The following is a 12,828-nucleotide window of genomic DNA, read 5'->3' as shown; positions in this document are numbered from 1 at the left end:
TCCGAGACGTGCTTCTGACCGGGCACCGTTGAACCATGGGGGACATGTGAATGCAGCAACGGTCGGCTCGGTGGATGGGGAATCCGCCGACGCCGCCAGTCAGGAGCTACCGCCGCAAAAGGCGATAGCCATCACCGCGGTGGTGCTGGTCGGTTTCTTCGTCATCGACGGCTCGTTCGTCTGGGCGCAGCGGCCACCGGTGTGGGAGAGCGCGGCCGCCCTGCTCGCCTTCGCCGCGATCATGGGGTTGCAACTCGGCCATTCCTTCCCGCGGCTCTTTCCCCGGCTCACCCAAGTGCGGTATGCGGCCTGGGCGTTCCAGATCCTGCCCACCTATCTGCCGCTGGCCCTGTTCGGCGAGGCCTGGGGAGGAATGTCGGAGTTCCTCGCCGCGTCGGCGGTGCTGGTGTTTCCGACCGTGACGGGCTGGGCGCTGTTCTCCACCGTGATCGCCGCGGATGTCGTGGAGTTCCACCACTACGGGCTCGCCTGGGGCGATGTCGTCTACGCCAGCGTCGAGGCGATCCTCATCCCGCTCGTCCTCATCGGGCTCTCCCGGATGTCGGAGATGATCAGCCAGCTGCACCGCTCCCGGGCCGAGCTCTCGCGCTTGGCCGTGGCCGCCGAGCGGCTGCGGTTCGCCCGTGATCTCCACGACGTGCTGGGCTTCAGCCTCTCCGCGATCACCCTCAAGTGCGAGCTCGTCTACCGCCTGTTCACCGACGCCCCGGCGAAGGCGCAGGAGGAGCTGACCGAGATTCTGGGTACGTCGCGCAAGGCGCTCGCCGATGTGCGTTCGGTCAGCCGCGGCTACCGGGAGATGTCCCTGTGGGGCGAGGCGGACACGGCCGTCTCGATGCTCAGGGCGGCCGGCATCCGTACCACCGTGCACCTCGACCGCCACGAACTGCCGGGCGCGGTGGACACCATGCTGGCCACGGTGCTGCGCGAGGGCCTGACCAACCTGCTGCGGCACAGCAAGGCCGAACAGTGCCTGATCACGGTCGAACGCCGGGGGCGCGACGTCGCCTTCACGCTGGCCAATGACGGAGTCCGCTCCGGACGGCAGCCCAAGGGCGGCCCGGACGGCGGGCTCGCCGCGCTCGACGAGCGGGTCCGGCTCGTCGGCGGCACGCTCGCCCACCGCGCCGACGACGGCTGGTTCCGGCTGTGCGTCACCGTCGGGCTGCCCGACTCCGGCGAACCGGCGGCCGGCCCGTCGCCCGCCGCGGTCTGCGCGGACGACCCGGAGCAGCCGCCGGCGGCCCGGCCCCGCGGGGCGGGCCACCTGCACGTGGCGCCCCGGGACGCCGGCGCGATCACCCTCGCGGTGCTGGTCGGCTACTTCCTGGCCTGCTCGGCGGAAGGCTGGTCCTTCGCCCCGGCGGGCGGCTTCCCCAAAGGCGTGGAGCTGTGCCTGCTCGCCCTCCTCGCGCTCCAGCTGACCGAGTCCTTCCACTGGCGGTTCTCCTGGGCTGCGCGCTACCGCTCGCGACTGCGGTACGGGGCGCTCGGCCTCCAGGTGGTGTTCCAGTTCCTGCCCTTCCTGGCCTTCGGCCGCGCCTGGCCGGGCATCCCCGGATTCCTGGCGGGCTCCGCGCTCCTGGTGCTGCCCGCGGTGGCCGCCTGGCCGGCGCTGCTGATCGTCACCGCGGCCAGCGACGCCGCGCTGTACGCGTCCGGGGTGCCGCTCCAGGACGTCATCTACGAGACCGCGTACACCCCGATCTGCGCCCTCGTCGTCTTCGGCCTCTCCCGCATGGCGCAGCTCGCCTCCGAACTGCACCGCTCGCGCACCGAGATCGCCCGGCTCGCGGTGACCACCGAACGCCTGCGCTTCGCCCGCGACCTGCACGACCTGCTCGGCTTCAGCCTCTCCGCGATCACCCTCAAGTGCGAGCTGGTACGCCGCCTCGCGAAGACCAGGCCGGTGCAGGCGCAGGAGGAACTCACCGAGGTGCTCCAGATCGCCCGGCAGGCGCTCGCCGACGTCCGCACGGTGGCCGACGGGCGGCAGCGGATGAGCCTCACCGCGGAGGCGGCGAACGCCACCGCGATGCTGGCCGGAGTGGGCATCCGGGCCACCGTGGACACCGACTGCGGAGAGCTGCCCGGCGACGTGGACACCGTGCTCGCCACCATGCTGCGCGAGGGCCTGACCAACATGCTGCGGCACAGCAGGGCCGCACACTGCAAGATCACCGCGCAGCGCACCGCGGCCGGGGTGTGCCTCACGCTCGTCAACGACGGCGTGGACGGCTGCGCCGCGCCCGGCCTCGACTCCAAGGCCGACGGGGGCAGCGGCATAGGCAATCTGACCACCCGGGTCAACGCGGTGAACGGCCGGCTGATGGCGGGGCCGCGGCCGGACGGCTGGTTCGAGCTGAAGGCCGAGGTCGAACTGCTCGCGGCGTGAGGGACGTTACGAGCGGGCTGGGGGCGCGTGCCGGGCAGCACTGAGGGCCCGTACCGGGCACGGCTGGGGCGCCGTGGCGAGGTCGGCGGAGAAACGTTTTGTCCGGGACTGTGGCGGCAGCCCCGGCCCCGGTCCTCAGACCGAGTGCAGCCACCCCGCTTCGCGCGCGAGGCGGATCGCGTCGACGCGGTTACGCGCGTTGAGTTTGCTGACGGCCGAGGTCAGATAGTTCCGTACGGTGCCGGACGACAGGTGCAGCCGGGTGGCGATCTGGGCGGCCTCCATGCCCTCCGAGGCGAGCTGGAGCACTTCCTGCTCGCGGTCGGTCAGGGGGGAGGGGCCGGAGTCGAGGGTGGCGAGGGCCAGTTGCGGATCGATCACGCGCTCGCCCGAGGCCACCTGGCGGATCGCGGCGCAGAGGCTGTCCGGATCCGAGTCCTTCGGCAGGAAACCCGAGACGTGCGCGGCCAGCGCCCGTCTGAGGTTGCCGGGTCTGCCGAGGCTGGTGAGGATCAGCGTGCGGCACTCCGGCACCGAGGTGTGCAGTCCGGCGGCGGCGGTGATGCCGTCGGTGCCGGGCAGATCGATGTCCAGGACGGCGACATCCGGCCGCATGGCCATCGCGGTCGGCACGATGTCCGTACCCGACGACAGCTCCGCGACCACTTCGAGATCGGGCTCCAGTTCAATGAGTGACACCAATGCCTTGCGCAGCATATGCATGTCTTCGGCGATCAGAACTCGCACCATGGTGCCCCCCGTTGTGCTGGATCAAGGGTCGGTTCCAGCGATTATGCAATAGGACGCGGCCAAGATCCCGGGCTGAGACGAATCCGGCACATGCCGTTTCCGGACCGGTACGAGCGCCCTCGCACCGGCGCCTTTCAGCCAGCGCCCGACCACCGCTCAAGTGGCCGCTCCCATCCTCCCTCCACCCCGGCGCCGTCCCGGCGGCCGGGGCGAAGGGAGAGGTGGCATGGACATGAACGGACGTTGCAGCTCGGAAGGGGTTCTCTGACATGGCCCTCCGGACGAACCCGGATGTTCCGGGCGACGGCTCCGGCCGTCGCCCGAAGGGCACGTGGCGCCGCTTCGTCGGCCGCTGGCTGCGACCCGTGGGCGAGGCCCTCATGATCCACGGCGGTGTCGACATGTATCTGACCGCGGCCGACGGCAACAGGGCCCGGCTGCGCTCGCTCGACAGCGGGTTCCGCCTGATGCTGCGCACCGACGCGGACGGCCCGCCGCCGGGCCACCCCGAGCGGCTGCGCCCCGACGTCCCGCTCACCCGCCAGGAGCTGTCGCTCCTGCAGGACCTGCTGAGCGAGGTGCCGGGACCCAGGGGATGAGCGGTCCGCCGCCCCAACAGTTGATCTTCAAGTACCCGTCAAGGGCCGACGCGCAGAGTGGGAGGACCGACCATCCGTCCGAGCACCAGGGAGCAGAGGATGACCCCAGCGAGGAGCTTCACGCACGCACTGGCGGCGCGGTTCGCCGACAGAGCCGCCGAGACCGCTCTGCTCTGCCTGGACGGTGACGGCGACCCCGGCCGGCGCACCTACCGGGAACTCGACGCGCGGGCCAGGTCCGTCGCGGCCGCGCTGCTGCGCCGCCGCGCGGCCGGCACGCCCGTGCTGATCTCCATGGACGGCGGCCCGCACACCGTCGCCGCGCTCATCGGCTGCCTGTACGCGGGCGGGGTCGCCGTGCCCGTGCCGCCCCCGGAGAGCTCGCGGGCCGCCGCCGAACGCACCGCCGCGATCGCCGCCGAGACCGATGCCGCGATCGTGCTCACCGAGTCCGCACACGCCCCCGAACTCTCCCGCCGCCTCGCCGACGCCGGCCGGTCCTCGGTGGTGTGCCTCGCCGTCGACTGCCTGCCCGACGACGGCGCCGACTGGCAGCCGCCCGCCGTGGACGCCGGTGACACCGCGCTCATCCAGTACACCTCCGGATCGACCGCCGCCCCGCGCGGCGTCCAGGTCACCCACGCCAACCTCCTCGCCACCATGGAGTCGCTGCGCGGCGCGCTCGGCACCGATGAGAACGCGCGCGTCGGCGGCTGGCTCCCGCTCCACCACGACCTCGGCCTGATCGGCCAGCTGCTGCATCCGCTCTGGCTCGGCGCCACCGCCGTCCTCATGCCCCAGCGCCTGTTCGCGGCCGCCCCCATGCGCTGGCTGCACGAGGTGGCCCGGCACCGCGTCACCGTCACCGCCGCCCCCGACTCCGCGTACGCCCGCTGCCTCGCCGCCGTCACCGACGACGACCTCGCGGAACTCGACCTCAGCGCCCTTGCCACCGCCGTCAACGCCTCCGAACCCGTCTCCGCCGTCACCCTCGCCGCCTTCGCCCGGCGCTTCGCCGCCGCGGGCCTGCGCCCCGGCGCGCTCGCCGCCGGATACGGGCTCGCCGAGGCCACCCTCCTGGTCAGCCTCACCGGTCAACGTTCGCCCACAGAAGCGGTGTTGGGTGCCGAAGGACTTGAGCGCGGCCAGCTGGCCGCGCCCGAGCCGGGCCGCCCGGTGCGCACCCTGGTCGGCTGCGGACCCGCGACCGGCGTCACCGTACGCATCGTCGACCCGGACAGCTCGGCCGTGCTGCCGGACGGATCCGTCGGCGAGATCTGGGTGCGCGGCGAAGCGGTGGCCGCCGGGTACTGGCGCCGCCCCCTGGAGAGCGCCGCTGTCTTCGGCCACGCCACCGCGTCGGGCGAACGCGGCTTCCTGCGCACCGGCGACCTCGGCGCGCTGCGCGACGGCGAGCTGTACCTCACCGGCCGCATCAAGGACGCCCTCCTGGTGGACGGCCGCACCCTGCACCCGCAGGAGGCCGAGCGCCAACTCGCCCGGTCCGGCGCCCCGTTCGGCTCCGCCGTGGTGCTCTCCGCGCCCGCCGAACGCGAGGAGATCGTCGCCATCCAGGAGATCCGCGGCGCCGGCTGGAGCCGCGGCCAGCTCGCCGACCTCGCCGAACGGGTACGCGGCTGCCTGCACGAGGAGTTCGGCGCCCGGCTCGGCCCAGTGGTCCTGGTCCGCCCCGGCACCGTGCGCCGCACCACCAGCGGCAAGGTCCGCCGCTCACTGATGCGCGAGCTCTATCTGCGCGGCGAACTGCGCCCGCTGTACGCGTCGGCGCCCCCGTACGCCCCGGAAGGAGGCTGAGCCCATGCCCGACACCGCCGTCCGGGCCGCCGACCCGGAGGTACGCCACCGCGCCGAGCGGCTCGAATTCCGCTTCGGCGACCCCTGCGACCCGGCGAACCCACTGGGCTTCCGGGCCCTGCTCGCCGCCGACGGCGACGGCGAACTGCTCGCCGCCGCAGAGGAGTTGCTCGACGAGGAGGGCTTCGGCGCCGAGCTGGTGCCGGTCGCGCTCGGCGGCCGGCTGCACGACGCCGACCAGCTGATGCGGATGCTGCGGCCGGTCTTCCGCCGCGATGTCGCCCTCGCCTTCGGCTACGGCATCACCTCGCTGTTCGCGGCCGCCCCGGTGTTCGCCGCCGGGTCGCCGGGCCAGCGCGCGAGCGTGGCGCGCCTGCTCGCCTCGGGCGGCCGCGCGGCCATCGTGCACCGCTCGCTGGCCCACGGCACCGCGATGCTGCGCGGCGAACTCACCGCCATGCAGTACTCGGGCGGCCATGTCCTGGACGGTCGCAAGGACGTCGTCATCAACGCCGAACGCGCGGGCGCCGTCGTCGCCTACGTCCGCACCGACCCCGCCCCCGGCCCCGCGTCGCACTCCGTGTTCCTCCTCGACCCGGACCGACTGCCGCCCGACGGCGTGCGGTTGCTGCCCCGCCGCCCCACCACGGGCCTGCGCGGCTGCCGCTTCGCCGGGTACGAGTTCGACGCGTGCCCGGTACCCGGCGATGCCCTGGTCGGCGAACTCGGCGCGGGCGTACGCCTGTCGCTGCGTACGTTCCAGCTCAACCGCACCCTGATCACCGGCGCGGTGCTCGCCTCCGTGGACACCGTGCTGCGCGCGGCGGTGCGCGCCGCGCTCGCCACCGGCACCGTGGGAAGGCGTCAACGCGGGGTGCTCGCCGGGGTGTTCGCCGATCTGCTCGCGGGCGACAGCATGGCCACCGCCGTGCTGCGCGCGCTGTCCCTGCTGCCCGGCGCCGCCCATCTGGCCGCCGCCGGACTCAAATACCTCGTACCGGATCTGCTCCGGGACGACCTGGAGGAGCTGGCCACCGTGCTCGGCGCCGGCGGCTACAGCCGCGACACCGACCAGGGCATGCTCGGCAAACTGCTCCGCGATCTGCCCGCCGCCGGGCTCGGCCACGCCGGGACCGCTTCCTGCCAGGCCGTGGTGATCCCCCAACTCCCGCTCCTGGCGCGGCAGTTCTGGGGCCGGGAGGCCGAACCGCCCGCCGCCCTGTTCGGTACCGGCGAACCCGTGCCGCACCTCGACCTCGGCGGCCTCGAAGTCGCGGGCGGCGGCGACTTCCTGGCCGCCTCCCTGACCGCCTGCGCCGCCCGGCTTGCCGACTCCGGCGAGCCGGGTGCGTACGGCGACGTGCTCTCCGCGACGGCCGCCGCCTTCCACGCCGATCTGCTCGCCGTGCGCGAGGCCTGCCTCCTGATCGAACCCGGCGACCGGGCCGCGCTCTTGAGCCCCGCCACCGCCGCGCTCGCCGACCGGCACTCCGTGCTGTCCGCGGCCGGCGCCGCCCTCGCCACCTGGGAGCGCCACCGCCACACCGGCACGTTCCTCGCCGACCCCGCCTGGCTGATGCTCGCCCTGCACCGCTACGGGCGGCGCCTCGGCCTCACCCTTCCTCCGCTGCCGCCGGACTGCGTCGACCGGGTCGCGGAGGAGCTGCTGGCGCGCTTTCGGGCCGGCCGCAGTTTCGATCTTCACGACGCGCCTCTGGCGGAAGCAGGTACCCCATGAGCCCCCTCACCAGGACCGGCATCGCCGAACCCCTTCTGATGCCGGGACCGGACAGCCCCTGGAGCCGGGTGCGGCAGTCGATGGCCTGGCACGGCCATGTGGTGGTCCACGCGAGCTGGCGGGACTGGCTGCCGGCCGCCGTCGCCGACCCCCAGCTGCGTCCCCTGCTCGGCGCCCGCGACTGGCAGCGCCTCAACGCCCTCCAGGAACCCGAGGCCCGCGACCGCTTCGCGGCATCGCGGCTGCTTGTCAAATACGCCGCGGGCGCGGCCCTGCAGACCCCGCCCGAGACCGTCGAGCTCGCCTCCAAGGCGGGCGGCCGCCCCTATCTGCGCGGCTGCGACCAGATCGAGGTCAGCCTCAGTCACACCCGGGACCTCCTGGTGGTGGGGCTCAACCGGCGCGGCCGGGTCGGCGTCGACACCGAGCTGGCCGGCCGCCGCATCCAGTACTCCGCGGTCCAGCGCCACCTGTGCACCCCCGCCGAGCGCCGCTGGCTCGGCGCCCTGGACGAGGCCGAGCAGCAGCGCCGCCTGGTGCGCACCTGGACGCTGAAGGAGGCGTACACCAAGGCGCTCGGGCAGGGCATGCGGATGGGTTTCACCCAGTTCGGCTTCGACCCGGAGGCCACCACCCTGCTCACCCCGCAGGGCGAGCCCGCCTCGCACGGCGAGTGGGCGTTCGCCACCTTCGAGCTCGACGGCGGCTATCTGGTGGGCGTGGCCTGTCATGACGCGGGCCTTGAGGACGAGGGCGACACGGCGGTCTCGACCATGCTGGACGAGGGCTTCCTCGGCGAGGTCGTGGACCTGGTCGGCCGCGCCCACCGCTGAACGGCCGCGGGCAGCACAAAGGCCCCGTTCCGTCCTGGGGAAGGACGGGAACGGGGCCTTCGCGTTACTTCTGGATAGCGCCGCGCCCGCGTGGCGAACGCGTCCGCGCGCGGCACTGAGCTGCCGTCCGGGAGCGGTAGAGGGGCCGCTGGGTCCCGTCGGGCGGGTCGATCAGATGAAGCGGTTGGTCTCAGCCCTGGAGGCCGGCCACCTTGAGCGCCAGCGCCGACTTCTTGTTGGCGGCGGCGTTCTTGTGGATGACACCCTTGCTGACGGCCTTGTCGAGCTTCTTGGAGGCCTCGCGAGTGGCCACGGTGGCCTTCTCGAGGTCACCGGCCGCGACGGCCTCGCGAGCCTTGCGGATCGCGGTCTTGAGCGAGGACTTGACGGCCTTGTTGCGCAGGCGCGCCTTCTCGTTCGTCTTGTTCCGCTTGATCTGGGACTTGATGTTCGCCACGAAAGAGCCTTTGCAGGTTCGATGATTTAGATCTTGAGTTGTGCCCTGCCGCCGAGAGGGTGACGAGACACAGCTGTCCACGTTACCAGTCACCTCCCGACCAGCCCAAACCGAGCACAGGCCCGCAGGCGTGGGACGATAGAGACTGCTACTTACGTATCGAACCGTCGTCGACCCGAGACGAGACGCCGCGATTCGACCGCGCGTCTCAAGAATCAGGACCCTGCGTGCCCGCGACTCCTCCCAACGTGCCCGAGCCGAGCCGTACCGACCCGGCGCTGATCCGCAACTTCTGCATCATCGCGCACATCGACCACGGCAAGTCGACCCTTGCCGACCGGATGCTCCAGCTGACCGGCGTGGTCGACCAGCGGCAGATGCGCTCCCAGTACCTCGACCGGATGGACATCGAGCGCGAGCGCGGCATCACGATCAAGAGCCAGGCGGTCCGGCTGCCGTGGGCCCCCACCGAGGGCCCCGACCAGGGCCGGGCCCACATCCTGAACATGATCGACACCCCGGGCCACGTGGACTTCACGTACGAGGTCTCGCGCTCACTCGCCGCCTGCGAGGGCACCGTCCTGCTGGTCGACGCCGCCCAGGGCATCGAGGCGCAGACGCTGGCCAACCTGTACCTGGCCATGGAGAACGACCTCACCATCGTTCCCGTCCTCAACAAGATCGACCTGCCGGCCGCCCAGCCCGAGAAGTTCTCCGAGGAGCTCGCCAACCTCATCGGCTGCCGGCCGGAGGACGTGCTCAAGGTCTCGGCGAAGACCGGTGTCGGCGTGGACGCGCTCCTGAACCGCGTGGTCCGCGACGTGCCCGCCCCGGTCGGCGTCGCCGACGCGCCCGCCCGCGCGATGATCTTCGACTCGGTCTACGACTCGTACCGCGGTGTCGTCACCTACGTCCGTGTGGTGGACGGCCAGCTCAACAAGCGCGAGCGCATCCGCATGATGTCGACCGGCGCCACCCACGAGCTCCTGGAGATCGGCGTCTCGTCCCCGGAGATGACCCCGGCCGACGGCATCGGCGTCGGCGAGGTGGGCTACATCATCACCGGCGTGAAGGACGTCCGTCAGTCCAAGGTCGGTGACACCATCACCAGCCTGCACAACGGCGCGACCGAGGCCCTCGGCGGCTACAAGGACCCGAAGCCGATGGTCTTCTCCGGTCTGTATCCGCTGGACGGCTCGGACTACCCGGACCTGCGTGAGGCCCTCGACAAGCTCCAGCTCAACGACGCCGCCCTGGTGTACGAGCCGGAGACCTCGGCAGCCCTCGGCTTCGGCTTCCGCGTCGGCTTCCTCGGCCTCCTGCACCTGGACGTGATCCGCGAGCGCCTGGAGCGGGAGTTCGGCCTCGACCTCATCGCGACCGCCCCCAACGTGGTCTACCGGGTCGTCCTGGAGGACGGCAAGGAGGTCACGGTCACCAACCCGAGCGAGTTCCCCGAGGGCAAGATCTCGGACGTGTTCGAGCCCGTCGTGCGGGCCACGATCCTCGCGCCCAGCGAGTTCATCGGCTCGATCATGGAGCTCTGCCAGACCCGCCGCGGCACCCTGCTCGGCATGGACTACCTCTCCGAGGACCGGGTCGAGATCCGCTACACCCTGCCGCTCGCCGAGATCGTCTTCGACTTCTTCGACCAGCTGAAGTCCAAGACGCGCGGGTACGCCTCGCTCGACTACGAGCCCACCGGCGAGCAGGCCGCGAGCCTGGTCAAGGTCGACATCCTGCTGCACGGCGACAAGGTCGACGCCTTCTCCGCCGTCACGCACAAGGACGCGGCGTACGCCTACGGTGTGCGGCTCGTCGCCAAGCTGCGCGAGCTCATCCCGCGGCAGGCCTTCGAGGTGCCCATCCAGGCCGCCATCGGCTCCCGGGTCATCGCCCGCGAGACGATCCGCGCCATCCGCAAGGACGTCCTCGCCAAGTGCTACGGCGGTGACATCTCCCGCAAGCGCAAGCTCCTTGAGAAGCAGAAGGAGGGCAAGAAGCGGATGAAGATGGTGGGCTCCGTGGAGGTCCCCCAGGAGGCCTTCATCGCGGTGCTCTCCAGCGACGAGTCGGGCGGCAAGAAGAAGTAGTACGCCCTCGATCACCGGCTCTTCGCACCACCGCCACAACGGACCCCCGCGCCTTCGCGCGGGGGTCCGTTCGTTATGAAACCACTCTCCGTTGCCCCTTACGCGCCGGGCGACGGCGCTCTACTCTGATCACGGCCCGGTAGTTACTGGCCAGTTAAACAAGCATCGGACAAGCCAGAGCACTCGGACAACCAGCAGTCGTGCAGCCTTGCCGCAGGCCAGCCCGGAGGACGTCGTGAGCGACACACAGACCTTGATCGAGAACCGGCCGCCGTCCGTGGCGACCCTCTTCGTCCAGCGCGTGGACGCCACGCCGGACGCGGAGGCCTACCGCTACCCGGTTCCGGGCGCGGGCCGGGCGCCCGACGAATGGAAGTCGCTGAGCTGGGCGCAGGCCGCCGAGCGGGTCTACGCCGTCGCCGCTGGCCTGATCGACCTGGGCGTAAGCGCCGAGGAGCGGGTCGCGCTCTCCTCCTCCACCCGCGTCGAGTGGATCCTGGCCGACCTCGGGGTGATGTGCGCGGGCGCCGCCACGACCACGATCTACCCCTCCACCAACGCCGAGGAGTCGGCGTTCATCCTGGCCGACTCCGAGAGCCGGGTCCTGATCGCGGAGGACGCCGCCCAGCTGGCCAAGGCCCGCGAGCGCCGCGCCGAGCTGCCGAGCCTGAAGCACGTCGTGGTCCTCGACCCGGCCGGCGTCGAGCCCGCCGAGGACGACCCTCAGGGCTGGGTGCTCAGCCTCGCCGAGCTGGAGGCGCGAGGCGCCGCCCACCTGGAGAAGAACCCCGAGGCGGTCAAGGAGCGCGTCGCGGCCATCACCGCCGACCAGCTCGCCACCCTCATCTACACCTCCGGCACCACCGGCCGGCCCAAGGGCGTACGGCTGCCGCACGACAACTGGTCGTACATGGCGAAGGCGATCGCCGCGACCGGTCTGGTCACCGCCGACGACGTGCAGTACCTGTGGCTGCCGCTCGCCCATGTCTTCGGCAAGGTCCTCACCTCCGGCCAGATCGAGGTCGGCCATGTGACGGCGGTCGACGGCCGGATCGACAAGATCATCGAGAATCTGCCGGTCGTCCAGCCGACCTACATGGCCGCGGTGCCCCGCATCTTCGAGAAGGTCTACAACGGCGTCGCGGGCCGGGCCCGGGAAGGCGGCGGGGCCAAGTACAAGATCTTCCAGTGGGCGGCCGGGGTGGCCCGCGAGTACGCGAAGGTCAGCCAGGACAACTTCCGCCGCACCGGGCGGCCCGGGGCGCCGTTCGCGCTCGCTGCCAAGCACAAGGTCGCGGACGCGCTGGTCTACAGCAAGATCCGCGAGGCGTTCGGCGGGCGGCTGCGGGCCTGTGTCTCCGGCTCGGCGGCGCTCGCGCCCGAGATCGGCTTCTTCTTCTCCGGCGCCGGCATCCACATCCTGGAGGGCTACGGTCTCACCGAGTCCTCGGCCGCCTCCTTCGTCAACCCGGGCGAGGCCTACCGCACCGGCACCGTCGGCAAGCCGCTGCCCGGCACCGAGGTGCGGATCGCGGACGACGGCGAGATCCTGCTGCGCAGCCCCGGCATCATGCAGGGCTACCACGGGCTGCCCGAGAAGACCGCCGAGGTCCTGGAGTCCGACGGCTGGTTCCACACCGGCGACATCGGCGAGCTGTCCGCCGACGGCTATCTGCGCATCACCGACCGCAAGAAGGACCTCATCAAGACCTCCGGCGGCAAGTACATCGCGCCGGCCGAGGTCGAGGGCCAGTTCAAGGCGGTCTGCCCGTTCGTCTCCAACATCCTGGTGCACGGCGCCGACCGGAACTTCTGCACCGCGCTGATCGCCCTGGACGAGCCGACCATCCTCGGCTGGGCCAAGGAACAGGGCATCAAGGGTTCGTACGCCGACGTCGTGGCGGCCCCCCGCACGGTCGAGCTCATCGACGGCTACGTGGCCCGCCTCAACGAGGGGCTCCAGCGCTGGCAGACGATCAAGAAGTTCCGGCTCCTGCCGCGCGATCTGGACGTGGAGCACGGCGAGCTGACGCCCAGCCTGAAGCTGAAGCGGCCGGTGGTGGAGCGCGAGTACCGCCCGCTGATCGAGGAGATGTACGCGGGCTCCCGCGAGGCGTAGGAGGTGTG

The 12,828-nt window shown here is 71.7% G+C and carries 9 protein-coding genes; 7 read left to right on the top strand and 2 right to left on the bottom strand.

What is annotated here, in order from left to right; translation table 11 throughout:
- Window positions 1-46: 46 nt before the first annotated feature.
- Window positions 47-2,416 (top strand): sensor histidine kinase, encoded by a 2,370-nt coding sequence (locus ACIBK6_RS01030; protein WP_399047649.1) that lies wholly within the window; start codon window positions 47-49, stop codon window positions 2,414-2,416.
- A 135-nt stretch (window positions 2,417-2,551) separates the two neighbouring features.
- Here ACIBK6_RS01030 and ACIBK6_RS01025 read toward each other — a convergent pair whose 3' ends face one another.
- On the bottom strand, window positions 2,552-3,166 hold the full coding sequence (locus tag ACIBK6_RS01025; RefSeq protein ID WP_399047647.1) for a DNA-binding response regulator: 615 nt from the start codon (window positions 3,164-3,166) through the stop codon (window positions 2,552-2,554).
- Between the two features lie 269 nt (window positions 3,167-3,435).
- Between ACIBK6_RS01025 and ACIBK6_RS01020 the strand changes: the two genes are divergently transcribed.
- The 4 genes from ACIBK6_RS01020 to ACIBK6_RS01005 all read left to right on the top strand — a co-directional run bounded on the left by ACIBK6_RS01020 (window position 3,436) and on the right by ACIBK6_RS01005 (window position 8,151).
- Window positions 3,436-3,765, top strand: a complete 330-nt coding sequence (locus ACIBK6_RS01020) for a DUF6059 family protein (protein ID WP_399047646.1) — start codon at window positions 3,436-3,438, stop codon at window positions 3,763-3,765.
- A gap of 99 nt (window positions 3,766-3,864) precedes the next feature.
- Window positions 3,865-5,580, top strand: coding sequence for a fatty acyl-AMP ligase (locus tag ACIBK6_RS01015; RefSeq protein WP_399047645.1), 1,716 nt, complete (start codon window positions 3,865-3,867; stop codon window positions 5,578-5,580).
- Window positions 5,581-5,584: 4 nt separating this feature from the next.
- Entirely contained in the window at window positions 5,585-7,318 is a 1,734-nt protein-coding gene (locus tag ACIBK6_RS01010; protein ID WP_399047644.1) for an acyl-CoA dehydrogenase, read from the top strand.
- A complete protein-coding gene (locus tag ACIBK6_RS01005; RefSeq protein WP_399047642.1) occupies window positions 7,315-8,151 on the top strand; it encodes a 4'-phosphopantetheinyl transferase family protein in 837 nt (278 codons plus the stop codon). Before ACIBK6_RS01010 ends, ACIBK6_RS01005 begins: the two co-directional genes overlap by 4 nt.
- Before the next feature lie 190 nt (window positions 8,152-8,341).
- Here ACIBK6_RS01005 and rpsT read toward each other — a convergent pair whose 3' ends face one another.
- On the bottom strand, window positions 8,342-8,608 hold the full coding sequence (rpsT, locus tag ACIBK6_RS01000) for a 30S ribosomal protein S20 (RefSeq protein ID WP_399047641.1): 267 nt from the start codon (window positions 8,606-8,608) through the stop codon (window positions 8,342-8,344).
- A 227-nt stretch (window positions 8,609-8,835) separates the two neighbouring features.
- Here rpsT and lepA point away from each other — a divergent pair, with 227 nt between their 5' ends.
- Window positions 8,836-10,701 (top strand): translation elongation factor 4, encoded by a 1,866-nt coding sequence (gene lepA, locus ACIBK6_RS00995; RefSeq protein ID WP_399047639.1) that lies wholly within the window; start codon window positions 8,836-8,838, stop codon window positions 10,699-10,701.
- 235 nt (window positions 10,702-10,936) lie between these two features.
- Entirely contained in the window at window positions 10,937-12,820 is a 1,884-nt protein-coding gene (locus ACIBK6_RS00990) for an AMP-dependent synthetase/ligase (protein WP_399047638.1), read from the top strand.
- The last annotated feature ends 8 nt before the right edge of the window (window positions 12,821-12,828 follow it).

It is taken from the genome of Streptomyces sp. NPDC050485 (assembly GCF_044458185.1).
Taxonomy (GTDB): Bacteria; Actinomycetota; Actinomycetes; order Streptomycetales; family Streptomycetaceae; genus Streptomyces.
This window is presented reverse-complemented; position numbering and strand designations above follow the sequence as displayed.